The organism is Hymenobacter elongatus, from assembly GCF_004745955.1.
Lineage (GTDB): Bacteria > Bacteroidota > Bacteroidia > Cytophagales > Hymenobacteraceae > Hymenobacter > Hymenobacter elongatus.
The window spans coordinates 1-26,880 of the sequence record NZ_SRLD01000050.1 but is presented as its reverse complement, the minus strand read 5'-3'; the positions used below and the strand labels follow the sequence as shown (position 1 = coordinate 26,880).

The following is a 26,880-nucleotide window of genomic DNA, read 5'->3' as shown; positions in this document are numbered from 1 at the left end:
CAAGGGCCTGCAACTCGGTGTATTTTTGCTCGGCCAACGCTAGGTATTCGGCCTTACTCATGGCGGTGGAGGGGGCTGTAGTCATGACCTAAGTTACGAATACGCAGCGACAATTTGGGTTGCACCCCTATCCTTTCGGACTTGCATTGGCAGGCGTAGCTGTCAATACATTGCCTGCTGAGCAGACCAGCAAGGAACTTTATAACGGTGGATCTGAGCTTCAGGATGAATTGCTCGGTGAGGGGGGAGTTTACAGCACTTTTTTTCGTACTTACGATCCGACTACGGGACGCTTTCAAGGCATCGATCCGCTAGCGGATAAATATGCCGATCATAGTCCTTACAGTTTCGCTTTCAACGATCCCATAAATTTTAATGACCCCACTGGCGCAGAGCCCAGTCACCTTGAAGACTCTGCCTTTATGTACGGTCGTTATGTGAATATGCGCGTTTTTGATGGCGGCGGCGGCGGTGAATGGACTGGATCAGCCTTAGGACATATGATGTATCAGCAAGGCAGTACCGGGGTAAATACGGGCTACGGGGGAATGATAATGGGGCATTACGAAAACAGGCTTAAGATATGTGAGGCCAAGGTTAGAAAAGGCGTGGATGCATTGGGGAAGGACATTTCAGTTGGAAGCGGAGAATTTCATGTTGTTGTTGTCAAAGTGTGGGTATACGGTGAACCACATACAAATGGAAATGGATGGCTAAGTCCTGCATCAACGCTTAATGGTGGAATAGGAGTGGCAACTAGTATTGTGGGAGAAATGGATGGCAATATTACATTATCGCCTAATGTTTATTCTGGGTCAGCGCAAAGCTACAGGTATTACAGACTACAAAGTAGGATTGTAAATATCCCCAAAACAAGCTTGAAGAGCGTTGGAAAAATTGGAGGGTTTGTTACCCTAATAATTGGATCCTTATTAGATGCCAAAGGAGTACTAAATTACTACAGAAATGGTGCAACAGATATTAATGCTGTTCACCCTGCAAAAGCATCTTTTAATCTTGTCTACGGTTTATCTGGAATAGCTGCAGGTATTCCCGGTGCTATAGGCGGAGCAGGGTATTTCTTTATAGATACTTTCTACCCTGGTGGGATGCACGGTGCCCTTGAAAATAATGCTAGGATACAGCAACATAACAGAGATATTCTGGGAAATAGTTTTAATATATACAGAGAATGATGTTATTATACGATTATTTAAAGAACGGATTATGCATCACAAGGAGCATTATGACGCTTTTCATATCTTTGCTGAGGTTATTCAATGAATCAAGACACATGCTTTGTATATTTAACACTATTGTTTATGCCTAGTTTATTGGAACCTTGCTCCAATTTCAATAAAGACGTGTGTAACATGCTTCTTATATGTAAACAAATAAATTATAAAATTATCTACTCCTGCTAATTGATAAAGAATGAATTCAGAATAGCACTGCAACTTTTTATCGTTGAAAAAACTGATTTTTTGGTTTTGATAATACACTTTTAAGCAAAAATCATGAGCTTGGCTAACATGTATAAATTCCTCTTCTATAAAATTTATTGCATATTTAAGGCAATAAATGAAGAGGGATGGGAACACATCAAGGCACTGATAGCAATAAATGCACTTGGCATAATGATTTGCATTGATTTTATGATATGGTGGATTATAATAACCAAAAATGACATTAATTTAGTATTCTCAGACGTAAACATATCTATTACAGCTTTTACTGTAGTCATTATTAACTATCGTTTTTTTTTACATGATCAAAAATGGAAAAATATAGTTAAAGAATTTGAAGATAATCCAAATTATAACAACAAGAAAGGCAATTTATTGGCTGCATTATTTGTAATAGGAATAATCGTTAGTATGGTTTTGTCATTTTACTGTTTTAGCCAAGTAGAATGGGCGTTATATGACTCTTGATAGGAATTGAATTGCCACTCGTATAATCATTGTGGCGAAATTTTTTTATTGATCCTGATGTGGAATTTTGAATGATAAATTTTCTTTCCGAAGGCCATTTATTGCCAAACCTTAAATACCTTAACATCAATTTCATATATTGCAGCTAATATTTTTTCGCAACTACAAAGCGTTGTTTTAGGACTGACATTTTTTTTCATGAAAAAACTACTACTCTGCTTACTGACTCCAGCTACATTGGCTTCAGCCCAAATCATTCGTCCGGTCAACCTACAGCCCGCGCCCTCTTTGCAGTTGGCTGCAGGCTCCGCCCCCAGCAGCCTAGCCGTCGGCTCGCTCAACCGGGACGCCTATTTGGACCTAGTCGTCGTGGAGCGGGGGCGCAATGATGTGGCCGTCTATCTGCAAACTGCTGCTGGCTCCTTTGGTAGTACGCCAGCAGCAGTTTATCCTGCCGGGCAAGCGCCCAGCAGCGTCGTCATCGTGCCACTAGTGGGTGCTACCAGCACCAGCGCTCTGCAAGTCGATGATCTGATGGTGGTCAGCGGCCCGAGCAATTTGCTGACGCTGCTGCGCAACAACGAAAATACGACAGGCACCTTCACGGCCCTACCCACGCAGGTTTTCGGTAACCGCCCCACCACGAGCCCGCTGCTCATCGCCGGCTACTTCGACCGGCAAGTCGGCATCGATGTGGCCTACACCCACAATATTCCCAACGACCCGTACGTGGGGTACCTTTCCCACCAGGGCAATGGTCAGTTCCTCAAAAAATCGACCACCCGCATGAGTAGCATCGAAATCCCCAGCACGGGGGCGACCTACAACTTCTCGCCCACATCGATGTCCGTGGGTGATTTTGATGGCGATGGTCTGCAGGATATGGTAGCCACGGGGCCGGTGCAGTTCAGTTCCCAGCCCTCCAGCGACCAGGTGGTCGTGCGCCTCACCGAGACGGGGTCACAGGAGGCCAACTGGTCTTTCACGAATCGACGGACCTCACTGGCCACTGGCGGAGTAGACCCCATAAGTCTGGCTACGGCGGACCTCAACCGGGACTTCCGCCCCGAAATGGCTATTGCCAATGAAGCCAGCAACAACATCATTGTTTTCGTCAATAATGGCGTGGGCGAGTTTGTGTCCCCTTCTGTGTATGCAGTATCGGCCACTCCCCGCCAAGTGCTTTTTGCTGACCTGAACAACGACAGCTACCCCGAGATGCTGGTGCTCACGGCCGACAATCAGGTCAACTTGTTTGTGCATACGCAGCAAGGGACAAGTGCGCGCTACCCCCAGACCCCGCTGCTGCTGCCCGTAGGCATAAACCCGACTACCATGCTGGTTGCTGGCCTGGACTACGACGACTACCCGGAGCTGCTGGTGGGCTGCTCGGGCGACCAAACCGTGCGCATCTTCCGCAACATGAGCGCGGACCCCTTGTCGACCCAGGTGCCGAAGCTGAGCCGAGTGGCGGTATATCCGAATCCGGCCGCCACAAGCGTAACCATTGGACGCCCCGCTGACATGACTGGCCCAATGACGGCTACCTTATATGATGCACTGGGCCGGGTGGTGCGCCAGCAGGAGGCATCACCACTAAGTACGATGGCTGTAGAAGACTTGCCTCGGGGTATCTATATTCTGCGGCTGGAAAATGCGGGCAGCAGCACCGCCCGCCGCTTGGTGCTGCAGTAACAGGGCATCAAAAAGTGCGGGGGCAGTCGTGGTCACTGAGATCTTGACCACTGACCGAGCCCTCCTGCCTGTAGCCCCTTAACCTGACTATCCTACACTTTTTGATGCTGGGGTTGCGTTAGTAATTGGACAAAGAATTACGGTAAGGACTTGTCGACGGCCTCTGGTCGTAGTTAAAATCGGCAAACAGTGGCTAGACAGGTGCCTGCTGCACGTCAAAGAGCTGGGCGAGCAACGGGGAAGCGCTCAGCGGTTGGTCCGGTTGGTATAGCACCGAGGCCTGAGGCTCCGGGCCGAGTAAGCCAAACCAGTTGAGCCCCCGCTCAAACGTGCGCACCCCGTAGCAGTGGGTGAGTTGTTCCAACGGCGTCCGATAGACCGGGTCGGTGAACTCGGCCAGCACGAACGGAAACGCCCGCTGGTAGTGCGCGGCGTAAAAGGACACCGGGTGCGGCTGCTGGCCGAAGCGGGCGAGCAGGTAGACTGAATACGCCCAGCCGGTCTGTCCCACCGTCTGCGAGGGGTAGCCGTCGTGCGAGGCCCACAGGAAGCGGTTGGTAAAGGTGTCCAGCACGAGCGCCCAGAGGGCCGGGCGGTGAGCGGGGTCGAGCAGCTGGGTACCTTTTTTGGTCAGCAGCAACTGGCCCCGCACCAGGCGGGCCAGGCCCGCCAGCCGGGTGGTCTGGTGCAGGGTGGTGATGGCCAGCGAATCGATTTCCCGGCTCAGGGTAAACAAGCCCGTTTCCAGTCCTTCCTCTCGGAGGAAGCCGTGCGCGTAGAGTTCGCGCAGGTACTTGCGCGGCAACGCCCCCAACGGTGTCAGGCGCAGGGGCGTTTCGCGCTGCAACAGCTGCAGAAAAGCCTCCGTCAGCCGCAAAAACGGCACCTGGTTCAGCACCTCGTCCGGTACGTTGGCGCGCAGCTGCACTACGCTGGCCGGTCCCAGTGGTTGGTAGAGCAGCGGGTGCATCTGCGCCGGGCTCAAGCCGCAGAAGTCCGGCTGCGGCGTGTCGTTGTAGCGGTGCAGCGCCGCGGCCAGGACGGGCTTTGAAGGGCTCTTCATATTACTTGGCGTTGAGGGGCGCGGGCTTCTCGTTAATCGGGCAGCCGGCGAAGCGCAGGATTTTATAGAGCGTGCGGCGGGAGCCAATCTGGAAGTAGGCCATGAGCTGACGCGTGGATTGCTGGCCGGCCTCGTAGAGTTCCTTGACCGCGGGCGCGATTTTCTGGTAGCGCGGAGCCAGACCCGGGGGCCGTCCGCCCTGGCGGCCCCGCGCACGGGCGGCTTGCAGGCCGGCGCGGGTGCGTTGCACGAGCACGTTGCGCTCGTGCTCGGCCAGGGCGCAGAAAATCTGAAACACGAGCTGTCCACCGGGCGAGGTCGTATCGATGGGGTCCTGCAGCGAAATCAGGTGCAGCCCGCGGCGGCTCAGGTCTTCGACGACTTCAATCAGGTGTTTGGTCGAGCGGCCCAGTCGGTCGAGCCGCCAGATAACGACCGTGTCGCCCGTGCGGGCGTACGCCAGCAGTTTCTCCCAGTTCGGCTTGTGGGCCTTCACCCCCGAAACGGTATCGGTGTAGACATCGTCGCAGCCCGCCTGGCGCAGGGCGTCGAGTTGCAGGTCGAGCACCTGCTCTTGCGTGCTGACGCGGGCGTAGCCGAGTTTCTTCATGGCAAAAAGGAGGTAACTGGTACCGGAAAGAGGCGAAACACGAATTTACGGTATCTTGATTGCCGGAACCAGTTTCGGGTACCGTAATTCCCTCGCTGGAACGCCTGTTTTTGCGGGCGTCGGGGTTGTACCGGAAAAGGGGCGTTTGTTTACCACTCCCTTCTACGCATGCCCGCCGACTTCCTGACTGCCCTGGAGCGCCAGCGCTACCAGACCCTGCCCGCCGACCTGCGCGAGGAAGACCTGCAAGCCAGTTGCTGGCTCACCCCCGCCGACCAGCAGCTGGTCGCACAGCAGCGCCGAAGCAGCAACCGCCTCGGCTTCGCGATTCAGCTGGGCGTGCTGCGCCTGTTGGGGTACGTGCCGCCGGAGTGGTACCGGCAGGTGCCCGATGGCCTGGTGCAGTTCGTGGCCCGGCAACTGGACCTCGACCCAGTGCTGTTCCAGGCCTACGGTGAGCGCGAGGCCACGCTGACGGAGCACCTGCGGGTGCTGCTGACTCATTTGCAGGTCCGCCGCTGGCAACCTGTGCTGGATGCCCCGTGGCTGGAAGCGTGGTTGGTGGAGCGCGCCCTGGAGCACGACAACGAGCGCCTGCTGCTCACGCTGGCCCTGGGCCACCTGCGCCAGCACGGTATCCTGCGGCCTGGCATCGTAGAGCTGGAGCGGCTGGTCGGGGCCCTGGCCGAGCGCACCCAAGCCGAAACCTACCGCCGGTTGCTGTTGCTGCTGACCCCCGAAGTCGTTGCCCAACTCGATGCGCTGTTGGTAGTCGACCCTGCGCTGGGTCTGTGCCGGCATACCTGGCTGCACCAGCCCCCGACCAGCAGCTCGGCGACCAGTATCCAGCAGACGCTGGGCAAGCTGGCCTACCTAGAGCAGCTCGGCGTGCCCGGTTGGCAAGTGGACACGCTGCACCCCAACCGCCAGAAGCGGCTGGCCCACACCGCCCGCAACAAAACCAACCAGGTGCTCCAGCGCTTCGCGCCGGCCAAGCGCCATCCGTTGCTGGTCGCCGCGTGCCGCGAGGTCTACCGCGACCTGACCGATACGGTGCTGAAAATGGTGGACGAGCACTGGGAGCACGCCGTGGCCCGCGCCCGCCGGGCGCTGCAGGACGACCAATTGGCGCACGCGCGGGCCAAAGACCACGCGTTGCGCACGCTGGGGCAGGCCGTGGGCCTGGTCATGGACGAGGAGCACGTGCCCGACGAAGCGCTGCGGGAACAGATTTACGCCCAGGTGCCCCGCGAGCAGCTGCAAGCTGCGCTCACCGCTGTGGCGGACTTCGCCCGCCCAGCGCGGCACTCGTACCTGGAGTACCTGCTGCCGGTGGCCGCCCGATTGAACACGGTGCTGGGTAGCCTCTTGCAACAGGTCGCGTTTGCGCAGGCTTTTGCGGAGGACGACTTCGCCGATGCCCTTGCCCTGGTCGGTCAGCTGCACACGGGGCAGCGGCGTAAACTGCCCGAGGACGCCGCCACGGCCTTTATCCCAACCAGTTGGCGCGCATTCGTTTTCGACCAAGCTGGCCACGCCCACCGTCCCCGCTACGGGCTGTGCGTGTTCGCCACGCTGCGCGAACGGCTGCGGGCGGGCGACGTGGTGGTGAACGCCTCGCGCAAGTACGCCTCGCTCGATACCTACCTGCTCTCCCCCGCTGAATGGGCCCGCCAGCGCCCAGACTTGCTGACGCAACTCGGGAGCGCCCATCGCCTGGATGAGCGCTTGCAGGAAGTCGAAGCGCAGTTGCCGCTGCTGGAGCACTTGCTCGCGCAAGGCCAGGACATCCGCCTCGACGAGGACGGGGAGTTGGTCGTGACCCCGTTGCGCGCCGAGGAGCTGAGCCCCGAAGTCGAGCAGTTGCGGGCACTGCTGACCGCCTCGCTACCGCGAGCCGAGTTGACGGAAGTGCTGGTGGAAGTCGACCAGTGGACGGGCTTCTCGGCCGAGCTGACCGGCCTCGACCAGACCACGCCCCGCTCCCCGGAGCACCAGGCCCTGCTCTACGCGGCCCTGCTAGCCAACGCCTGCCACATCTCCCTGCGCGAAATGGCCCAGAGCACGGGGCTCGACTACCAGTCCCTGTGCTGGGTGGCGGCCAACTACTTGCGCGAAGACACCCTCAAGCGCGCCACCACCCGCCTGGTCAACCACCAACACCGCCAGTGGCTGGCCCGGCACTGGGGCGGGGGCACGCTCTCGTCCTCCGACGGCCAGCGCTTTCCCGTCAGCGGCAAGATTCGCAATGCCCGCGCCATTCCCCGCTACTTTGGCTACGGACAGGGCCTGACCTTTTATACCCACACGGCCGACCAGTACGCCCAGTTCGGCAGCCGGGCCATTTCCTCCACCACGCGCGATGCGACCTATGTGCTGGACGAGGTGCTGGGCAACGAGACGGAACTGCCGCTGCTCGAGCACACCACCGACACGCACGGCTACACGGATATCGTGTTTGCCCTCTTCGATTTACTGGGCCTGCAGTTCTCGCCCCGCCTGCGCGACCTGGCCAATCAGCGCCTGTGCCGCATCAAGGGCCGCGAACTGAGTTATCCCTCCCTCAAATTCACGGCCCATTTCAATCCTGAGTATGTGCGCCAGCACTGGGACGACCTCTTGCGGGTAGCCGGCTCGCTGAAAACGGGCTGGGTGAGCGCCTCGCTGCTCATCAGTAAGTTACAGGCCTATCCCCGCCAGCACCACCTCACGCACCTGCTGCAGGAGTACGGCCGGCTGGTCAAAACGGCCTTCATCCTGCGCTACCTACACTCGCAGGCCCTGCGCCGGCGCATCCACGCCCAACTCAATAAAGGCGAGCAGCTGCACGCACTGCGCAGCTGGCTCTGGTTTGGGGGTGATGGGGTGCTGCGTCAGAAGCAGGAAGAGGCCCAGCAGGAAGTCGTGCGCTGCCTCAACGTGGTCACCAACGTGGTCGTCGTCTGGAACACGGTCTACGCCCAGCTAGCCTTACAACGCCAGCAAGCGGCGGGGCCACCGGCGTTGCCCGAGCACCTGGCCCAGCTCTCGCCGGCTCGTTTTGCCCATTTGAACCGCTTGGGCCGCTATTCTTTCCAGCTGCCAGCCCACGTGCTGGTCAATGGCTTGCGACCGCTGAGGCCCTTACCGTAATTCTTTGTCCAGTTACTAACGCAACCCCATGCTCTATAGTCTTCGACTGAAAGCTGTGGCTGCCGGCGGCCGCGAAGCCCGCGGTGGCCAAGATCTGCCGTATGCGCGGCACGCTCGATCGCTAACAGCTGCTACAACGACTCGACCTGCTGTTCGTGCACTCATGGCAGAGGGTGACGCGAGACCAACAGGTCGGCAAGATTCGTCCCAAAGGCTTAATCACGCGGTCTGGTTGCCGGTAGGCACCTGCCGCAGGACAAGGGAGCATTAAATCGTGGCGCGCCCCACACTGAGTAGTTGGCCGTTTTCTGAGACGACGTACCCACACCATTTCCCCCTACCGATCCTTTCTGTTCCGGCTATTGTGCGTCCCAATAAGAGCGGCGCAAAAGCGGGGTGGGAGAGAGCACATACCCTAAGATAGCGGTAGTAAACGCTCCCACCCCTAAAGCTGGCACCACCTACCCAGGCAGAAGCAGTCAGAAACGGCCAAACGCATTTGTAAACCCTCACAAGCGTTCACAAACGGCCACAAGCGTTTAGCCCTGGGAGGTAGGGCCAGTACTTCTCAGGGGGGCAGCAAACCCTGGGAAGCCCTGGTAAACCCTGGAAAGCCCTTCTGGCGGAATCTTTCGGGCGCGACAAGCCGGCGCAGGGGTGCCTACAGAAAAAAACCAGCTTAATACGCCTTGCGGATGGCTTCTCTTGGCTAGAAATAATACTATGTACAAACCCTGTCCCGTTGAAGGTCGGTACATAGGGATGTTTGACCCTATAAATCCTTTCTTCTAAGCCGTTACAACGCGCCTCTTGTATCGGGGCAGGAAGCAGGCGTCCCTCCCCGTTGTAGTGTCGTTGTAGAAGCGGAGAGCATCAAAAAGTGTGGGGCAGTAGCGACTGTGTAGTTTAGCATCGGCATCGTCCACCAAGGATACTCGCCTTGGCTAATAGCTGATTGATCCGACTGCCCCACACTTTTTGATGCTCTCCTATTTGTTTAACAACACCCTATTTTGAGACAGCTTGTCCGGCAAAAATTCGGTGCTACTGCCCTAACGGGAATTTCTGGTCTTACTCTTGCGCTACCCCCTTTACTAGCCAGTCTTCTCCACCCCGGGTTTCCAGTTGGAACCCTTCGACCAAGTACAAACGCTGCACGTGCTCTTCGAAGGTTTCCTCGATTAGAATCTTTTTCAAGAATGGCCCCGGGTTCGCGAACATTTCCTGTACCTCAGCCAGTCGGACGACGACTTCTGGCGTCGGCGCCTGGGCTTTGGCTGCGCGCTTCGAGACGGGTTTCGTCTGGGCTTCCAAGAACTCGGCCAATAGATACTTTTCGGCCAGCGCCTTATATATGGCCCCGGCGGCCCGTTTCACCTTACCTAGAGCTTTCTGCTTCGTAATCCGGTTCAGCACGAACTCCACGTAGTCCAAGGTATACTCCCTGGCGGCGAGCTGTTGGGCAATCTGCTCTAAGGAGCGCTTACTTACGCCGGCATCCAGGAGCTTCTGCTGCCAGTATGTTGATTCGATATTCTCGAGATGCTCAGTTTGCTCAGTAAGTTCGACATCTTTAATCATCTCAGAATTCTCAACTTTCTCAGGATGCTCGATCAAAAATTTAATTCGCTGGACAATCTGGTTCCGGCGCTCAGTTTCAAAGTTGAAGGGCATATCAGTGGTAGCCAACTCCCGTTTGGCCTTATCAAGGACCCGGGCTTTAAACGAAGAAAAGCGCGGGTACTCGTTCTCCGCGATATCCAGAATAAAACGGAGCTGCTGCAGGGTCATCGTCCGTTCGCCGAAGGTCGCGTACTCCTTCAGTAACCAATAGATACGGAGCGCGTAAGGGCTTTTCAGTTTGCGTAGTTCCGCCAGCGTTGCGGTGGTAAAGTTGCCCGACTGACGCAACTGCAACAGGTAGGGCATAATCAGTGGGTTGAAGATGGCCACCACTCCCCCATTGTCTCCCCGATACTCGGCTTTAGCTAGCAACGGGATGTACTCAAAGTGGGGTTTCTTACTCCGCTTCCGGGTACCTGGCTCCAGCTTTTCGATGTAGATAGCGAACGTGCTCAGCTTTTTACACATTACATCGATCTGGTGGTAGGCCGACCCGCCTTCTGGCTGAAAGAAGATTTCGCGGATCGGAATAACGTGTTCCTTAAAGTCCGAGTCCTCGTATTCGATTCGGGCCAGCAACGACAGAAACAATCGCATCTGGAGCGGCTCGAAGCTAAAGCGGGCATTGATTAACGCGTTGTGTTGGGCGACGATTCGGGCGTTGTTGTCCATAGGAACGGGGGTAGGAGCCAGGGCATTCTTGTTGCACCCTAACGCCAAAGTGGTGGTATTATAACCTCAATACATTGGCAACCAGTCTACTATAGATAGGGGGCATTCTTGTTGCACCCTGTTATAGTCAGGGCATTCTTGTTGCACCCTCAGGGCATTCTTGTTGCACCCTATCCTCTTCAGTTACTGATTGTCAATTACATACGAAGCCTGTAATACTAATAATATTTATAAGTAAATAAACTAGCTAGTAGGAGTTTCTTGGAAAGGGCATTCTTGTTGCACCCTGGACACAGTACAAAACGAAAGCCCTGGCATAGACTGCCCCTTACGGGGCAAAAAAAAATAATAATAAGTATAAAAAGTTAAATATAGTTTTATACTAATATATACTAGGCTTTACCCTAGTTTCCGGTTAGTCTTGCGTAATTTCTCAAGTATATTAGTCGGAAGCTCTTTTTGTGCCGCCGGCATTTGGGCAAGGGCCTGCTGTAGGGCGGCCTCCACGAACTCGCGGATTTCGAAGCCTGGCTCCCAAAACTCGGCTTGCTTGAGCTGCAGGTAGGTAGACCGGTGCACGTAAGAGCCAAATGGCACCCAGGCATCGGGGTCCACATTCTTTTCCGTCGGGGCGGCCTCGGCGGGTAGAACGGTCAGGGCTTCCGGGAACATTAGCTGGTCCGGGGTCGGTGCTGGGGCTAGAGGCATGGAGAGGTTGGCGCCGAAACGTTTCTTGGGGGTGCTCATAGTCGGGCGAGGATTTCGGTGGTGAGTCGTCCATAGTCCTGTGCTCCAGGGCTGTTAGGGGCGTAGGCGTACAAGTCCTGCTTTTCGATCTGAGCTTCGGCCAGCTTGCCGTTCTGGCGGATGTTAGTTTCCATCATCAAAGGCCCGATCACAGGGTTTTCCCGCATAATTTCCACCACGTCGTGGTGCATAGCCAGCCGGTAGGCCGGGGAGTATTTGGTCAGGAACAGACCGCCCACCTTAAGCTTGGGGTTGAAGTGGGCTGCCATTACCCGACAGGCTTCCAGCAACGTGTTCAGTCCTTCGTAGCCGTAGTACTCGGGCTGGATGGGGATAAAAACTGCTTCCGAGGCAACCAAGGCGCCATACGTTAGGCTGGTAAGGGCCGGAGGGGTATCGATCAGGCAGTAGTCGAAGTGATCCTGAACGTCGGCCAGAGCGGTTCGCAGAAAGAATTGGTAGGCGGGCTGCTGGCCTAACACCTTTTCCAGTTGGGTGAGCTCCAGAGCAGAGCCGGCCAATGTTACACCCTCCCCCACTGGGGTCAGGATTTCCCGGAGCGTCTTGTCCTGGCGGATCACGTGGCCCAAGTGGAAGACTGGAGTCGAGGCGAAACTCATAGTCAAGTTGTGTTGGGGGTCGCAATCGACCAGGAGCACCCGATGGCCCCGGTGGGCGAGCTGCTGAGCAACGGCCAGTGTGCTAGTCGTTTTGCCCACGCCCCCCTTGTGGTTGGCAAAGGTGAGTATTCGCATGAGGTGATGGTTGGTTGCCTGACAAATATACCCGGTTTACACAATATTCCTAGCGTATCCGGAATACTAAATATTCTCAGTATGCTGAGAATGCTACTACAGTGCTGCTACCTGTGCAGCCCCCACACTTTATAACCACTGGAGAGCGTACCCACCTGGCTGTGGCTAACTTAACTTCTGCAAGAGACCTTCAAAAAGTTTGTGTGTAAGAAGCTGTTTAAGAACTCAAAAGAACATCATGCTCGATCTGGCGTCCGCGCAGCCGTGGCCTCTGTATCGCTTCGCAGGAGCTGGTCAATGAAGTGGTAGAGGTACTTCGGCTGCGCGGACGCCAGATCGAGCATGGTGTTCTGATTGATTCTGGCGACTTTCTAGACAGCTTCGCTCTCTGGTTAGGGATGTGAAATGGAACAGAAGCAGGCGTTCTCAAGCCTCTACCTCCAGCTCCTCGGCAATGCTGGCGAACTGCGCCAGGGCTGCTTGCAGGTTCTCGGTGATTTCGAGGGCCAGCACGTCGGGGGCGGGGAGGGTGGCGCTGTCTTCCAGGGCATCGTCTTTGAGCCAGAAGATGTCGAGGTTAACTTTGTCGCGGGCCAGGAGCTGGGCCAGGTCGTAGCGGTGAAACTGTTCGGTCTCCTGGCGCTGGGCGCGTTGGCCGGGCTGGCCGTAACACGTGATGAAGTCCTGCAGGTGGGCCAGGGTGAGCGGGTTGCCCTTGGGGGTGAAGTGCTGGTTGGTGCGCAGGTCGTATACCCACAGGTCCTTGGTTTGGGCCTGCTCGGCGGCGGCGCGCTTCTCGAAGAAGATGACGTTGGCCTTCACGCCCTGGGCGTAGAAAATGCCGGTGGGCAGGCGTAGCAGCGTGTGCACGTTGCAGTCCTGCAGCAGCTTGCGGCGGATGGTTTCGCCGGCCCCGCCCTCGAAGAGCACGTTGTCGGGTAGCACCACGGCGGCAGTGCCGCCCACCTTGAGGATGGTGTAGATGTGCTGGACAAAGTTGAGCTGCTTGTTGCTGGTGGTGGCCACGAAGTCGGTGCGCTCGTAGCTGAGCATGTCCTTGCTGGTCTGGCCTTCCTCGCTCATCACCGTGATGCTGCTCTTCTTGCCGAAGGGCGGGTTGGCCAGGATGAAGTCGTACCGGTCGCCGGAGTCGGAGAGAAGGGAGTCCTGGTTCTTTACCGGGCTTTCGGTCGAGCCCACGCCGTGCAGGTAGAGGTTCATGGCGGCCAGGCGCACGACGGAGTCCACGATGTCGGTGCCGTGGAAGGTGTGGTCGCGCAGAAACTTGAGCTGCTCGCGGTCCATTTCGGCCCCGTAGGTATCCACGAGGTAGTCGCGGGCCACCAGCAGGAAGCCGGCGGTGCCGCAGGCCGGGTCGCAGATGGTCTGGCCCGGCGTGGGGGCCACGGCTTCCACGATGGCCTGGATGAGCGGGCGCGGCGTGAAGTACTGGCCCGCGCCGCCCTTCACGTCCTCGGCGTTCTTTTGCAGCAGGCCTTCGTAAATCTCGCCCTTCACATCAAAGCCCAGGCCCGACCAGTTTTCGCGGTCAATCAGGGCCAGCAGGTGCTTGAGGCGGGCGGGGTTCTGAATCTTGTTCTGGGCCTTTTTGAAGATGACGCCCAGCATGCCGGGCTCCTTGCCCAGGTCGGTGAGCAGGTGGCGGTACTGCACCTCCAGCGCGTCGCCTTCGAGGGGCCGCAGGCTGGCCCAGTCTTTCCCCTCGGGCACGGCGGGGGCGTTGGGCGCGCCGGCCTGCTCGTCGGCCATTTTCAGGAACAGCAGGTAGGTGATTTGCTCCACGTAGTCGCCGTAGCCCACGCCGTCGTCGCGCAGTACGGTGGCGTAGCCCCACACGCGTTGAACAAGGGATTGGGCGGTGGCATTGAGGGTAGGTTGGCGCATGATGGGGACGTTACTGGGGGTTTTTTATTCCCGCTTGTTCTTGGTTATTCTCGTTTGTTTTCACGCATGAAACAGCAAAAATGGCTTCTACGGGCTGCAAACGATGTTTCTGTTTTGGTTTGTTAGCGATTTATTCGACGTTTATTTTTTTTTAGCCACCAGGGCGTAGCGGCGGTTTCGGTTAGCGCCAGTGGCATTTACCAACCCATCTGCCACCAGTTTGTAAATAGCTCTTTGTACTACCGGCAACGGCAATTCTTCGCCCAGCCGCTTGTGAATCTCGGCCAGTGAGCTGTCCGGGTAGGCCCGCAGGTCTTCCGTCAGTAAAGCGCGTAGATGGTGGGGCTCGATGGTTTTGAGCGTGGGTTTCACTTGCAGGTCGGCCGCCGCGAATACTTCGGGATTAAGCACATATTCGGTGCCTTTGCGGGTGCCCTGGGTTTGCACGATGTTCCACTCAACCAAGCGGCCAATCCAGGAGCGGGTGCGTTCCTCCTGCCGCAGCTGCAGCGCCTGGCTGAGCGCCGTGGCACTCAGGCGGCGGTGCTGCGCCAACAGGCCCAGCACGATGGTTTCTTTCTGGCTGAAGGTGTAGTGGGCGCTCAGGTAGTCGAGCAGGCGCAGGGTGTCCGGGTCGGGACGCTGGGCGCGCAGGGTCACGCGCAGGCTGGTGCCGGTGTCGTCCACGTCGGGCAGGGGCTTGGCTTCGCGGCTGAGTTGCTGGTAAATCAGGTCGTAGCCCGAGCCTTCACCTTCCATCAGGCCGGTGGCCTCGAAGGTGAGGGCCAGGTGCGGGTTGCGCCGCATGCGCTCGTGCAGGATGGTGGTGGGCGTGACGCCCAGCGGCAGCCCGCCGGGACTGGTGATTTCCACCCGGTCGGGGTAGGCCTGAATGAACACGTCGGTGGCCGTGGTGTACACGCGGTGGGCGAAGGCATTCACCAGCAGCTCGCGCAGCACGGCGGGCGGGTAGTGCGGCACCAGGCGGCGGGTGGTGCCCCACGGGATTTCGTGCGAATAATGCAGCTCCACGGCCTGGGCCAGCACGTCTTCCAGCAGCCGGGCGGGGTTGAGGCGGTGGTCGAACCAGGTTTCCTTGCGCACCTTCTCCTCCAGCTGGTTATACACCACGTACTGCACCAGCAGGCCGTAGCTCAGGCGGGCGCGCTGGGAAGAGGTGCCCAGCCAGAGCACGCCCAGGTGGGTGGCCGTGCCGTGGGCATCCACCAGCCGGAAGTAGTCCAGCAGCTCGGCATCGGATTTGGCCAGCACGAAGGGGCTGGCTTTGCCGGCCGCGCGCACCCGGTCCACGAAGTAGCGGATTTCGTCGGCCGCCAAATCGGCCCACTGCACGTCGGGCACGGGGCGGATTTCCCATTGCAGGCCCGACTTTTCGACCACCAGCCGGCGCAGGTCTTCGCCGCTCACGGGCTGGCACTGGTCGCTGAGGCGGGCGTAGGTGCGGCCGTCCGATGTGGTGGCCACTACGTGCAGCGAGGGGCTCACCACCAGCCGCAGGTACTGCCCGCCGTTGGGGGCAGATACGACCTCCGGGGCCGCCAGGCTCACGTTCACGGCGCGGGTGCTGAGCTTCTTCAGCATCGCATTCACCTCGGCCGCGTCGAGCTGCTGGCCGGCCGGCGGGTGCTCGTCCCGGTCTTCGATGCCGATGAGCAGTGTGCCGCCCTGGGCGTTGGCCAGGCACACGCAGGTTTTGGCCAGGTCGCTCAGGTCGGCCGTGGGGCCGAAGGCCTTACGGTAGCTCTTCTTTTCGAAAATGTGGGTTTCGTGCATGCCTGTTGGTGTCGTTGGCAAGATGCGCCGCGTAGCAGTGCCCCGTTTGTAGAAAAATAGTGCGCCGCGTAGCGGTGCCCCGTTTGTAGAAAAATGGAAGATTAGAACGTCCGCGCCGCGTAGCGGTGCCCGGATGGTTTCGGGCACCGCTACGCGGCGCATCAGCCAATCGGCGCAATGTTGCTACAAACCGGGTACCGCTATGCGGCACATCGGACGTTATTCGAATAAGTACCGCTCATCGTATTCGATGCCAAATTTCACCAAAAATTGCTTGTACTCTTCCTGAAACGCGGTTTTATGATGGTGTTCGGGCTGGGTAAGAATGTAGTTGACAACAGCATCGAGTTGTGAACGGGCATAGGAAAAGGCGCCGTAGCCGGTTTGCCATTGAAATTTGTCAGGAAGCAGCCGCTCCGTATTTAACCAGGTGCTGGAAATGCTTTTGAGGTCGCGCACGAGGTCGGCAATGGATTGGTCGGGGTTCAGACCGACGAGCAGGTGCAGGTGGTCGGGCATGCAGTAAATGGCCAGCGGCTTGTGCTGGCGCTGACTGGCAATGCCGCAGAGGTACTGTTGCAGCCGTTCGCGCACGCCCTCCGTTACCTGGCACTCACGTCCTTTCACGGCAAAGACTAGCTGGATGTAAAGCTGGGTGTACGTATTCGGCATAAGCAGATGTCATGTATACCGTGAAAGTAGCGCCGCAGCGCGGTGCCCCGTTTGTAGAAAAAAGACAGGTAGAACGAAAGCGCCGCGTAGCGGTGCCCGGAAGGCATCGGGCACCGCTACGCGGCGCATCGTCCAACTGGCGCGAATTGGCTACAAACGGGGCACCGCGCTGCGGCGCATCTTTAGAATAGCGCGGTTTGGCCACCCGCCGCCTTGCGCCCGCGCCCGGCCTTGCCCTTGGCCGGCGCGGCGGCCGTTTCGGCCTGCAACCGGGCCAGCAGGGCGGCGGCCGGCTCGTCGGTGGCATCCTGGGGCACGAGGCGGCCGGTGAAGGCCCGGTGCAGCAGGCTCTGGCGCAGGCGCTCGGCGCGTTTCAGCTCGGCGGTGAGGGTCTGGCTCAGGACATCGAGCACGGTGAGGCGGCGCTCTACTTCGGCTACGATTTCGGCTTGCTCTTCGACAGGCGGAATGGATAAAGGCATGGCGGCCTGCGCCTGCGTATTAAAGTGTATCAAAGCAACGCCAACCTTTTGCGCATTCACCCGCGCTTTTGCAACGGAGTTCATGTAATAAGCGCAGTATTCAGGCAGCACCTTAGGCTGCTTCACTATCACCAAATCTGAGCAGTTAGCTGCCAGAAGTGTATCAGGAATAACGCAAGCGGTTCCGACGCTGCCGGAGCGAACTACAACAACATCACCCGGTTCCAGCCTGGACTTACTTATGCTTTCGTCGAAGGCCGGCGAAATATATTTCAGGCCCAAAGAGCTGTACTTATTCTCTCGGACGTTTTGCGAGCGTAAAAAAGGAACACCTTCTTCTACATATTCATCCTTCATCGAGCCAACGAACCCGACGGTTACACGCTCACTTATTTCTTCAAATGTGGCCCAAGACCAGTTTTCAGGCAACTCCGGTAATCCAGATATTTCGGGGGCTGCAGGTGCCACATATTTCGATTTCCAGGCATCGCTCAGCGGGAGTTGCCCGCCGCGCTTGGCCGATTGGGCGGATTCCCACTGCGCCCGGCGCTCGGTGCGGATGCGGGTGAGCAGGGCGGCCCCGGTTTCGGTGGGGGCGGGGTGAGCTTCGCGCCAGGCGCGGGTGAGCTCGCCGGTCACGGCCGCGTGCAGCACCGATTGGCGGTAGCGTTTCAGCAGGGCCTGGGTGCGGCGCACGGCCGCCACGCCCGCATCGAGCCGGCTGAACAGCTCCTCCAGCTTCGCCACGATGCGGCGCTGCTCGGGCAGGGGCGGAACCGGAATTTCGATTTTATTCAGGTTTGCCTGATTGAGTTTTGGTTGAGCTGTTCCTGTAACGTAGGGTGCTAAATCAATCGAGTTTATGTAGTTCTTGGCAAATTGAATAGTTATGAAGTCGTGTGCGCCCAAAACGTGGGCATGATTATTTACCCAATACTTGCCCGATGCAATAAAGGCTATAGGAGTGCTTCTGCTTAACAGGTTTGCTCCATCCTCACCAATCAATAAAAGAGGTTCATCAAATAAGTAGCCGTCGATTTTATCAATGATGCCCGACGCTCCATAGTAGTCGAATTCTCCTTTTCTTTTGGCTCGCTCATCACTATTTATGGGCCTCCTTTCTCCGTCACGGTTGACGAGTAACTCGCCAATGTTACTCAAAACCCAGCCCTGCGGCAGTTCCTGTTCTTCGTTCATTCGGTGATATTGGCCGGCTTGGGAGAGCGTAGCCTATTTTTTGAAAGTGAAATAATAAGCTACGCCGCCAACGCCTCGTTCAGTTCATCCACAATGGTCTGCAAATCGGCCCCGAACACCTGGCGGGCGCGGCCGTAGCCGCCCAGGTCGATGAAGGGCGGCAGGGTGAAGTCTTCGGCCTCCACGCTCAGGGAGGTGGCCACCTTGTCGCGCATCAGGCCCAGCCAGTGCTGCTGCTCGGGGCTGAAGCTGCGGCCGGCCTGCTGCTGCCGGGTGAGCCAGGCCCCAAACCGCTCCGCCACCGTGAGGGGGTAGGCGGTGAGCGTCTCGGTCTGGTGCAGGGCGAAGCGCACCAGGCTGATGAGGTTGGTGAGCAGGGTGCGGGGGCCGGCCCCGCGCACCCGCGCCCGTTCGAGCTGCTCGTAGGCTTCCCAGAGGTGTTCGGGGGTGAGCTGGGGATTGTCGAGGCGCAGGGCCAGGGCCAGCTCCCGAATCTGGGCAAACGTGACGGCCCGGCGGGCGTAGGGCTGGTTGTGCAGCAGCTGCAGGGCCGTGATTTCGTCCTTGTGCGCCGCGATGAAGGCCTGGAATTTGTCGATGCGCGCCTGGGCCAGGGCCTCCCGCGCGGCCTCGGGCGAGGTCTGGCTTTCGAAGCCGGCGCGTAGCACCTGGTCCTTGCTCACGAGGTCAATCACGAGGTCGTGCTGGGCGTGTACCTTGGTGAGCAGCATGCGCAGGGTCGGGTCGTCGAAGAGGTGCACCGCCCGTTCGGTGAGGGCCTGCGTGGCCTGCTGCCAGTGGGCGTCGGTGGGCTCGGCGAGGGCGCTGCCGGGTTCGCCGGGGGCGGGCTGGCCGGCTGTCTGGGCCTCGGCGGTAGCCAGGCGCAGGGCTTCGGCTTCCTGGCGCACGGGGTCCACGGCGTCGTAGAGGCGGGCGGCGAGCTGCTGCACGGTGGCCGCCCCTTGGGTGTGGGCGAGCACGGCGGCGCGGTCGTCGGGCGTGAGCTGGCGGTCGAGGCGGGCCAGGCGGGTGGCCAGGCTGCGCAGTTGGGCGGGGTCGTGGTTGCCCAGGGCCACGGCGTGCAGCAGCTTCTCGAAGCCCAGGCCGCCGGGCTGGCGCTCCACGCTTTCGGTGTCCTTCTTGGCCGAGTCGGTCACGCCCACGGCATCCACGATAACGAAGCGGGTTTTGGCGCGGGCGTCGCTGGTCACGGCCTCCAGGTCGGAGGGGGCGATGACGCGGGTGCCGCGCCCCTTCATCTGGTCGAAATACACCCGACTGCGCACGTCGCGCAGGAACACGAGGCACTCCAGGGGCTTGATGTCGGTGCCGGTCGAAATCATGTCCACCGTCACGGCCACGCGGGGGTTGTACTCGTTGCGGAACTTGCGGATGAGGGTATCGGCGTTTTCCTCGGCCCCGTAGGTAATCTTCTTACAGAAGTCGTTGCCCTTGCCAAACAGCTCACGCACCAGCTCCACAATCTCGTCGGCGTGGTGGTCGCTTTTGGCAAAAATCAGGGTTTTGGGCACGATGCTGCGGCCCGGAAACAGCTCCGTAAACAGGCGGGCCTTCCACTCGGCCAGCACCGTCCGAATCTGGTCGGGGGCCGTCACCGAGCGGTCGAGCTGGGTGCCGGCGTACACGAGGTCGTCGTCGAGCGTTTCCCAGCGGCGCTTGCGGGTCTGGCGCTCCATCCGCTTGATGGTGCTGCCCTTTTCCACGCGGCTGCCGCGCTCGGTTATCTCGGTCTGGATGCGGAACACGTCGGAGCCCACGTTCACGCCGTCCACCACGGCGCGCTCGTGGCTGTACTCCATCACCAGGTTCTGGTTGAAGAAGCCGAAGGTTTGCTTGGCCGGCGTGGCCGTGAGGCCAATGAGGTGGGCATCGAAGTACTCCAGCACCTGCTGCCACACGTTGTAGATGGAGCGGTGGCACTCGTCAATCACCACGAAGTCGTAGCCCTCGGGCGGTACGGCCGGGTTGTAAGCCACCTCGCGGGGCCGCTGCGGTGCGTCGCCGTTCAGCTCAAACCCCGACCGCTCCTCGTTGCCCACATCAAATTCCGCCTCGCCCCGCAGCATCGAGTACAGCCGCTGAATGGTGGTAATCGTCACCTTGCTCACCGTATCCAGCTGGTTGCTGGTCAGGTGCTGCACGTTGTAGAGCTCCGTGAACTTGCGCCCGTCATCCGGGGCGGTGTACTGCTGAAACTCCTGCAAGGTCTGCCGCCCCAAATTCCCCCGGTCCACCAGAAACAGCACCCGCTTCGCCCCCGCAAACTTGATGAGCCGGTAGATGAACGACACCGCCGTAAACGTCTTGCCCGAGCCGGTCGCCATCTGAATCAGCGCCCGCGGCCGGTCGTCCTTCAAGCTCACATCCAGGTTGCGCAGGGCCTCAATCTGGCAATCACGCAGCCCGGCGGTGGTCACGGCGGGCAGGTTACGCAGCCGCGCCCGCAGCGTGCCAATCTGCCGGGTCCAGTCCCGCAGCGTCTCGGGCCGGTGAAAGCCGAACACCGGCCGCGAGCGCGGCTCCGGGTCGCGGGCATCGGCAAAGCGAATTTCCTGCCCGTTGGCCTCGTAGCCGAAGGGCAGCTGCTCAGCCACGCGCTGGGCGTGCTTGGTGGCGCTGGCCTGGTAGCGCGCCGTCTGCTCGGCCACGGCCGTGAGGGAAGTGCCTTCCTTCTTGGCTTCCACGATGCCCACCAGCTTGCGGTCAGTCAGTAGGGCATAGTCGGCCGGGCCGGAGGCCGTGGGGTACTCGCGCACGGCAATGCCGGGGCCCGCGCCCAGGTTCAGGTGCTTGTAGTCCTGCACCAGCCAGCCGGCCGCGGCTAGTTGCGCATCAATGAGCTGGCGGGCGTGCTGTTCGGGGGTGAGCATAGCTATAGGGATAAGGAGGGCAACAAATTACGCTATTCCTCCCCTATGGTACCGCTTGGGGAAGATTTTTAAAGCTTATGCGTTAGCCATAAGGGTTTCCCTAAAGCAGGAACGGAAAGGGGGGGGGTACGACCACCGTTCGGGTAGTCACCGGAGCCGAAGTAGTTGTTCACCGCCGCCCCTTACTTTCTTCGCTGATGCGGGCTTCCCCGCCTACGACCAGCCTAGCCCAGCCCAGCTGCGGCAGGACCAGCCGCCGTCGCACTCCCTGCTCTGCACTGTCAGCACCACACGGATGGTCCTCCCCCGGGGCTGCGCAACGGGTAGCTCCCGACAAAAGAGCCTGTTGGTTTCCGGCTAAGCACTGGTCTGTTCGGAGGCCCCGGATTCAGGCTGCGCAAAGATGGCCAACACGGCGGCATCAAAGGCTTGGTCGGCCGCGGTGTCCCAAACCGGCGCCGGCAGGACGCGAGCGGCTACGGGGGGCAGAAGCTCGTGCGCACGCCCCGTTGGGGGGAGCCCGACCTTGGGAGCCGGGGCCGCCGGCTTCGCCTGGCGAGCAGGTTGCCGGGCCAACTGCGTGAGTTGCTGCGCGGTGGTGATGCGCTGAAACGCACCGGGCCGCGGCTCCCACACCAGCAGCTGCTGGCTGGCATTGTGGTAGAGCACCTGTCCCTGATAGACCACCCGCACGACCGGCACCGCCTGGTTTGCCCCGAGCCGCAGCATACCCTGGGGGCTGGTGGCGGTCCGCAGCGCTTCGGGCAGCAAAGCCAGCACCCCCTGCGGAGGCGGCAGGGCCTGGGCCGCCTGGAGTTCGTGGCGCAGCTGCCGCACTTCCGCCCGCAGCAAATCCACCTCCGACCCGCCTTGAGTTACCTGCTGCCACAGGTACGCCCCGCCTTGCACGGCCGCCGTGCCAATCGCGGAGCCCATGGCTAAGATCCCGACATTCTGAGCGGACAGCGCTAGCGCGGTTTCCCCCACGCCTACCTCAGCGGGCATCCCCCGCTCAGCCACCGGCTGCCGCGCCCGCCATGCCAGGGTATTGCACGATTGAGAGCAGTAGATCCGGCTTTTATGGTTGGTTTCGAACTTGGCAGCACAATGCATGCATTTGCGCATTTGCAGCGGACGTTTATGGTAGGTCATAGCACCCAAGGAGCAAAAGGACGATTTTCAATCAAACGTAATCAAAGTTGATTGAAAATTGTCCTTTTCCCTCGTTGTTCTCCTACTATTCCAGCTGCATCTATTGCTTTCTGTTCCCCCAGAGGTCCTATTTAGCCCCTTTTACACTGGAAAAAAGGTGAAAAAGCAGGTTTTTGCCATTTGCTTACTCAGTTCGAACCCTATTGATGCCCTATTGAGAGCTAATTTAGCCCTCAATAGGGCATCAATAGGGTTCGAACTGAGTAAGCAAATGGTTAGAAACAGAGCCTAGGTGTCTAATCCCAGGATGGAGAGCATCAAAAAGCGTAGGGCAGTCGCGCTCACTGGATTTTTGACCACTGCTGGCGGCCTGCTACCGATAGCCGTTCAACCCGACTGCCCCAATCTTTTTGATGCTCTCCAATACTGGTCGACCTTAGATTCTAAAATGAAATGCAACAAATGTATCTGTGGCCAAAAATAGCACATTACCCAGAACGTCAGCGGGGAGTCACCTCCCCGCTGATTCCGGACAAGGTGGTATGTTTGCCACAATCGCCAAACTGTTGCCCCATGCCCCACCTAACCCTTAGCCAAAGATATCAAATTGGGAGCCTGCGCCATCTCAAGCCCGCCGAGATTGCCCGTAGAATCGGCAAAGACCGCTCGGTCGTCACGCGCGAGCTGGCCCGTAATGGCCCCACCCGCCACGCCTACCAGCCGCAGACGGCCCACAAACGGGCAGCCCAACGCAAAAGAGCCAATGCCCTGAAAATGACACCGGCCCTCACGGCCACTATTACCGAAGGCCTGGCCCAGCAGTGGTCGCCCGACCAGATAAAAGGCCGCTGCCAGCAGCAGGGGCAGCCCATGCTCAGCCGGGCGGCCATTTAGGCCCACATCTGGCGCGACCAGCGGCAGGGCGGCCAGTTGTACAAAGACTTACGCCATGCCAATCGCCCCTATCGCAAACGCTATGGAAAACCCGATGGGCGGGGCAAAGCAGCCCGCCGGGCGGCTAAACCCAGTATCGACCAGCGGCCGGCGGTGGTCGCGGAAAAGAGCCGTTTCGGCGACTGGGAACTCGACACGGTGCTGGGTCCCCAGCAAAAAGGCGTCCTGGTGACGATAACCGAACGCAGCAGCAACTATCTGCTCATGCAGCGGGTAGACGATAAATCCGCTGCCCAGACCCGTCAGGCGGTTATTGACAGCCTAAGCCAAAGCGACTTGCCCGTCCACACGCTCACGTCGGATAACGGCACTGAGTTCGCCGACTATGAGCGCATCGCCAAAGCGTTAAAAACGTCTTTCTACTTTGCCCACCCCTACCATGCCTGGGAACGGGGAGCCAACGAGCACAACAATAAACTCATCCGCCAGTACCTGCCCAGAAAGCAAGACTTTTCCCAGATGAGCCCCCAACAGATACTAACCTACCAGGAGCGCATCAACGACCGGCCCAGAAAGAAATTGAACTATGCCACTCCCAATGAACGCCTGAAATCCCTCTTTTCAACCCAATTTGTTGCATTTCAAACGTGAACCTGCGCTGGCTTATCAGGCAAGTTGCTCGCTATCAAATACCTGTAAAAATCGTGGGGTAGAGTATTCTGTAAGATGAGACCGTATTCGCTTGATTTACGCACCCGGGTAGCGGCGGCGTGCCAGGAGCCGGGCGCCCGGAAAGCAGCCGTGGCGCGGCACGTTGGCGTGAGCTGCTCGTTTGTCAAAGACCTGCTGCGCCAGCAGGCCGCCACCGGCTCACTGGCCCCCAAGCCGGCCACGGGCGGGCGGGCCCGCTACCTGGACGCGGCCGCCCGTGGCCTGGCTGGTGGCCTGCGTAGGCCAGCACGCGGATGCGACGCTGGCCGAGCTCAACCAGGCCTGGCAGGCCCAAGGCGGGCGGCCCGTGGGCCAGACCTGCCTCTGGCAGGCGCTGCACGAACAGCACCTGCGGCGAAAAAAAAAGCCTCCACGCCACTGAACGCGACACCGACCGGGTGCGGGCGGCCCGTCAGCAGCACGTCGAACAGGTCTGCTCCCGCCCCGACGTGAGCCGCTTCCACTTCCTGGACGAGACGGGCCTGCGCCTGGACTATGCCCGCACCCACGCCCGGGCCGTGGGCGGGCAACGCGTAGGCGGGGCCGTGCCCCGGCGCCGGGGCCCGTCGCTGACGCTGATCGGGGCCTTGTCGGTGCAGGGACTGGGCGCGGTGCAGCTGCTAAAGGGGGCGCTCAACCAGCGTAGCTTTGCCTTCTACGTGGCCTACTGCCTGGCCCCCACGCTGCGCCCAGGCGACGTGCTGGTGCTCGACAACCTGCCCGTGCATCACCTCACGGGCCTGCGCGCGTGGCTGGCCAAGCGGGGCGTGGACGTCGTGTTCCTGCCGCCCTACTCACCCGACTTCACGCCCGTCGAACAGGCCTGGAGCAAGCTCAAAACCAAGCTGCACACCGGCGCAGCCCGCTCCTATGACGCGCTGAAAGAGGCGCTGCAGCAGGCCATTGACTGGATTACCAGCCAGAATGCGAGGAACTGGTTCGACCACTGCGGCTACCACACCCAGCCTGCTTAACCACTGGACGAACCGTTCACGAATCCGCTATAGCAGCCCCAAGCGAAGTTTTGAATTACACCCAATTGATACTTGACGACCATGTTCACGGTTTATTAAACTGCTCTAATACGAGGACAAACGCAAATTGGGGCAACACCAAATATTCAGTGTTATAGCGGTTTCGTGAACGGTGGAACCCGGCTGATATAGAGACGCGTATTCGCGTCTCATCGTTCGTGCCGCCTGCCCGGTTTCGTTCAACGACGAGACGCGAATACGCGTCTCTACATCGGGTGTCTACGGTTTGCGAAACCGCTATAAGAGAGCCCGGGGCTTTACCCTCGGCAAGCCCGAGAACTTCACCCATGAATCGCGGGCTCTAGGCCGGGCGGTGGTGCAGCGCAACGCGCAGGAGGCAGTACCCAACAAGCAGGCCCGCCGGCTGGCTACGCTGCTGCGGCGCGACGGGCTCACGCTGACTGCCATCGCGGCCGAACTCAATGCCCACGGCTACCGCACGCGCCGGGGCAAGGAGTTTCACAAAACTACAGTCCTGCGCCTTTTAAAGCATAATCCTGTTCACTCTCTCCCCATTTTCTAAACATTGATTGCCAAACAAGTTTAGTGAATCATTTTCGCCCGTTTTAGCCGCATTTCTCCTCCTCACTGCCCACCGTTCCAGTTACACAGATTAAAAAGCAGGGTTATTTGACAGTCAGCTTGCGGATGCGGAAATTGTTATAATCAGTAACATATAAATTACCCTGGGAATCTATGGTCACATTCGTAGGTGAATGGAATCTTGCTGCAGCACCGGGTCCTTCCACGTGGCCACTCGTACCATTTCCTGCTATGGTAGTGACCACCCCTTTAGCGGAGACCCGACGGATACGATTATTGAGGGCATCCGCTACATATAATATACCTTGAGCATCGAGAGCAATATCTGAGCAATAATCAAACTGCGCTTTATCCCCGGTGGCATCTACATAGCCGCGCTTACCAGCACCAGCTACGACGCTAACGGCCCCGGCAGCACTAATCTTAAAGATGTAGTTGCTGACAGGATCGGCTACATAGACTGTTCCCTGACTATTCACAACCAAGCCCTGGGGTTGCGAAAAGTCTCTCATGCTGGCTCCTCCTGCCAAAGTACTCACTTGTCCCTGAGGGCTTACTTTTAAAATGCGATGATCCTTGATACCCCCTGTATAATTATAGTCTGCTACATAGACTGTGTTTTGACCGTCGACAGCAACCCCCAGGGGACGCGAAAATTGCGTAGTGCTTGGGCTACCGGCTAAAGTACTAACCACTCCGATCGGTGTAATCTTACGAATACTACGATTCTCTTTATCAGCAACGTATACATTCCTTTGCTGATCCAGCGCTACTGCTTTTGGCTTGTTGAATTGCGCAGTAATACCAACTCCATCAGCAAAGCCTGCTACCCCACTGCCGGCCAGGGTAGTAACTAGACCGTCAGGACTAATCTTACGGATACGATGGTTCTCCTCATCTGCTACATATAAGTTGCCCTGTGCATCCAAGGCAAGCCCCGCAGCATAACCAAATTGAGCGTTTATCGCCGCTCCGTCTTTAAACCCCTGATTACCAGTGCCTGCATAGGTAGCGACTATATACTCTTTGGCAATGTCTGGTAGATCAGGCGCTACAGAACCTGTCTCTTCTTTTGAGCAGGACAGAAGAATGAATGCGAAGGCGATACTAGACAAAATAACATTTTTCTTCATAAAAATGACCAAGGTTTAATCCAACAAATATAGTGAGTAATTGCAATAAACTAAAGAGAGTGAAAAGACGAGTTTCAGCACACAAAATCGCATTATAATCTTGCCTATATGCTATATAGCAGATTCGTGAACCATGTATCCTTATCGTTTGCCGGCTTGTGTGTGATAGCCGCAGTGGTCAAACCAGTTCCGGGCGTCCCGGCTGGTAATGCAGTCGATAGCCTGAGAGAGGGCCTGTTTG

19 protein-coding genes and 1 pseudogene are annotated in these 26,880 nt (G+C 58.5%); 8 read left to right on the top strand and 12 right to left on the bottom strand.

Annotation, left to right across the window (positions count from 1 at the left end; all coding sequences use genetic code 11):
• The first annotated feature begins 119 nt into the window (after positions 1-119).
• The 3 genes from E5J99_RS18900 to E5J99_RS18890 all read left to right on the top strand — a co-directional run bounded on the left by E5J99_RS18900 (position 120) and on the right by E5J99_RS18890 (position 3,629).
• On the top strand, positions 120-1,196 hold the full coding sequence (locus E5J99_RS18900) for an RHS repeat-associated core domain-containing protein (protein WP_135499381.1): 1,077 nt from the start codon (positions 120-122) through the stop codon (positions 1,194-1,196).
• A gap of 336 nt (positions 1,197-1,532) precedes the next feature.
• Positions 1,533-1,934 carry a hypothetical protein gene (locus E5J99_RS18895; RefSeq protein WP_135499380.1) on the top strand — a complete coding sequence of 134 codons (402 nt, stop codon included), beginning with the start codon at positions 1,533-1,535 and terminating at the stop codon, positions 1,932-1,934.
• A gap of 198 nt (positions 1,935-2,132) precedes the next feature.
• Positions 2,133-3,629 (top strand): T9SS type A sorting domain-containing protein, encoded by a 1,497-nt coding sequence (locus tag E5J99_RS18890; RefSeq protein WP_135499379.1) that lies wholly within the window; start codon positions 2,133-2,135, stop codon positions 3,627-3,629.
• A 193-nt stretch (positions 3,630-3,822) separates the two neighbouring features.
• Here E5J99_RS18890 and E5J99_RS18885 read toward each other — a convergent pair whose 3' ends face one another.
• A complete protein-coding gene (locus tag E5J99_RS18885; protein ID WP_135499378.1) occupies positions 3,823-4,692 on the bottom strand; it encodes a hypothetical protein in 870 nt (289 codons plus the stop codon).
• Between the two features lies 1 nt (position 4,693).
• Positions 4,694-5,302: a recombinase family protein gene (locus E5J99_RS18880; RefSeq protein WP_135499377.1), complete on the bottom strand. Its 609-nt coding sequence runs from the start codon at positions 5,300-5,302 to the stop codon at positions 4,694-4,696.
• A gap of 168 nt (positions 5,303-5,470) precedes the next feature.
• On the opposite strand from E5J99_RS18880, the gene E5J99_RS18875 reads away from it, so the two are divergent.
• Complete coding sequence (locus E5J99_RS18875) at positions 5,471-8,434, top strand: Tn3 family transposase (protein WP_135499376.1); 2,964 nt, start codon at positions 5,471-5,473, stop codon at positions 8,432-8,434.
• Between the two features lie 1,071 nt (positions 8,435-9,505).
• On the opposite strand, the gene E5J99_RS18870 is transcribed toward E5J99_RS18875, so the two are convergent.
• From E5J99_RS18870 to E5J99_RS18830, 9 genes are all read right to left on the bottom strand, one after another.
• Positions 9,506-10,729 (bottom strand): replication initiation protein, encoded by a 1,224-nt coding sequence (locus E5J99_RS18870; protein ID WP_135499375.1) that lies wholly within the window; start codon positions 10,727-10,729, stop codon positions 9,506-9,508.
• Between the two features lie 399 nt (positions 10,730-11,128).
• The gene (locus E5J99_RS18865; RefSeq protein ID WP_135499374.1) at positions 11,129-11,476 is read right to left on the bottom strand and encodes a hypothetical protein; all 348 of its coding nucleotides are present in this window, start codon (positions 11,474-11,476) and stop codon (positions 11,129-11,131) included.
• Positions 11,473-12,231: a ParA family protein gene (locus E5J99_RS18860; RefSeq protein WP_135499373.1), complete on the bottom strand. Its 759-nt coding sequence runs from the start codon at positions 12,229-12,231 to the stop codon at positions 11,473-11,475. Before E5J99_RS18860 ends, E5J99_RS18865 begins: the two co-directional genes overlap by 4 nt.
• 426 nt (positions 12,232-12,657) lie before the next feature.
• Entirely contained in the window at positions 12,658-14,136 is a 1,479-nt protein-coding gene (locus tag E5J99_RS18855; protein WP_135499372.1) for a class I SAM-dependent DNA methyltransferase, read from the bottom strand.
• A 141-nt stretch (positions 14,137-14,277) separates the two neighbouring features.
• On the bottom strand, positions 14,278-15,930 hold the full coding sequence (locus E5J99_RS18850) for an ATP-binding protein (RefSeq protein ID WP_167852226.1): 1,653 nt from the start codon (positions 15,928-15,930) through the stop codon (positions 14,278-14,280).
• A gap of 219 nt (positions 15,931-16,149) precedes the next feature.
• On the bottom strand, positions 16,150-16,602 hold the full coding sequence (gene tnpA, locus E5J99_RS18845; RefSeq protein ID WP_135499370.1) for an IS200/IS605 family transposase: 453 nt from the start codon (positions 16,600-16,602) through the stop codon (positions 16,150-16,152).
• 182 nt (positions 16,603-16,784) lie between these two features.
• Positions 16,785-18,281, bottom strand: coding sequence for a restriction endonuclease subunit S (locus tag E5J99_RS18840; RefSeq protein WP_135499369.1), 1,497 nt, complete (start codon positions 18,279-18,281; stop codon positions 16,785-16,787).
• Positions 18,282-18,340: 59 nt separating this feature from the next.
• Positions 18,341-21,172, bottom strand: a complete 2,832-nt coding sequence (locus E5J99_RS18835; RefSeq protein ID WP_135499368.1) for a type I restriction endonuclease subunit R — start codon at positions 21,170-21,172, stop codon at positions 18,341-18,343.
• 357 nt (positions 21,173-21,529) lie between these two features.
• Positions 21,530-22,108, bottom strand: coding sequence for a hypothetical protein (locus tag E5J99_RS18830; protein WP_135499367.1), 579 nt, complete (start codon positions 22,106-22,108; stop codon positions 21,530-21,532).
• Between the two features lie 789 nt (positions 22,109-22,897).
• On the opposite strand from E5J99_RS18830, the pseudogene E5J99_RS18820 reads away from it, so the two are divergent.
• The 4 genes and pseudogenes from E5J99_RS18820 (at position 22,898) to E5J99_RS18805 (ending at position 25,486) form a co-directional block, all read left to right on the top strand.
• Positions 22,898-23,869: pseudogene (locus E5J99_RS18820) on the top strand (IS30 family transposase).
• 181 nt (positions 23,870-24,050) lie between these two features.
• The gene (locus E5J99_RS18815; RefSeq protein WP_210114490.1) at positions 24,051-24,311 is read left to right on the top strand and encodes a hypothetical protein; all 261 of its coding nucleotides are present in this window, start codon (positions 24,051-24,053) and stop codon (positions 24,309-24,311) included.
• A 16-nt stretch (positions 24,312-24,327) separates the two neighbouring features.
• Positions 24,328-24,903, top strand: coding sequence for an IS630 family transposase (locus E5J99_RS18810; protein WP_167852223.1), 576 nt, complete (start codon positions 24,328-24,330; stop codon positions 24,901-24,903).
• A gap of 286 nt (positions 24,904-25,189) precedes the next feature.
• Positions 25,190-25,486 (top strand): recombinase family protein, encoded by a 297-nt coding sequence (locus E5J99_RS18805; protein ID WP_167852222.1) that lies wholly within the window; start codon positions 25,190-25,192, stop codon positions 25,484-25,486.
• Between the two features lie 103 nt (positions 25,487-25,589).
• Here the strand turns inward: E5J99_RS18805 and E5J99_RS18800 are convergent, their stop codons facing one another.
• A complete protein-coding gene (locus E5J99_RS18800) occupies positions 25,590-26,639 on the bottom strand; it encodes an NHL repeat-containing protein (RefSeq protein WP_167852221.1) in 1,050 nt (349 codons plus the stop codon).
• Positions 26,640-26,880 lie beyond the last annotated feature (241 nt).

Bases quoted from the DNA above. Each gene is read 5' to 3' on its own strand.
- E5J99_RS18850 (WP_167852226.1), bottom strand. From the start codon at position 15,930: ATGCACGAAACCCACATTTTCGAAAAGAAGAGCTACCGTAAGGCCTTC.
- E5J99_RS18860 (WP_135499373.1), bottom strand. From the start codon at position 12,231: ATGCGAATACTCACCTTTGCCAACCACAAGGGGGGCGTGGGCAAAACG.
- E5J99_RS18895 (WP_135499380.1), top strand. From the start codon at position 1,533: ATGTATAAATTCCTCTTCTATAAAATTTATTGCATATTTAAGGCAATA.
- E5J99_RS18855 (WP_135499372.1), bottom strand. From the start codon at position 14,136: ATGCGCCAACCTACCCTCAATGCCACCGCCCAATCCCTTGTTCAACGC.
- E5J99_RS18800 (WP_167852221.1), bottom strand. From the start codon at position 26,639: ATGAAGAAAAATGTTATTTTGTCTAGTATCGCCTTCGCATTCATTCTT.
- E5J99_RS18880 (WP_135499377.1), bottom strand. From the start codon at position 5,302: ATGAAGAAACTCGGCTACGCCCGCGTCAGCACGCAAGAGCAGGTGCTC.
- E5J99_RS18835 (WP_135499368.1), bottom strand. From the start codon at position 21,172: ATGCTCACCCCCGAACAGCACGCCCGCCAGCTCATTGATGCGCAACTA.
- E5J99_RS18830 (WP_135499367.1), bottom strand. From the start codon at position 22,108: ATGGGCTCCGCGATTGGCACGGCGGCCGTGCAAGGCGGGGCGTACCTG.
- E5J99_RS18890 (WP_135499379.1), top strand. From the start codon at position 2,133: ATGAAAAAACTACTACTCTGCTTACTGACTCCAGCTACATTGGCTTCA.
- E5J99_RS18885 (WP_135499378.1), bottom strand. From the start codon at position 4,692: ATGAAGAGCCCTTCAAAGCCCGTCCTGGCCGCGGCGCTGCACCGCTAC.
- E5J99_RS18875 (WP_135499376.1), top strand. From the start codon at position 5,471: ATGCCCGCCGACTTCCTGACTGCCCTGGAGCGCCAGCGCTACCAGACC.
- tnpA (WP_135499370.1), bottom strand. From the start codon at position 16,602: ATGCCGAATACGTACACCCAGCTTTACATCCAGCTAGTCTTTGCCGTG.
- E5J99_RS18865 (WP_135499374.1), bottom strand. From the start codon at position 11,476: ATGAGCACCCCCAAGAAACGTTTCGGCGCCAACCTCTCCATGCCTCTA.
- E5J99_RS18870 (WP_135499375.1), bottom strand. From the start codon at position 10,729: ATGGACAACAACGCCCGAATCGTCGCCCAACACAACGCGTTAATCAAT.
- E5J99_RS18840 (WP_135499369.1), bottom strand. From the start codon at position 18,281: ATGAACGAAGAACAGGAACTGCCGCAGGGCTGGGTTTTGAGTAACATT.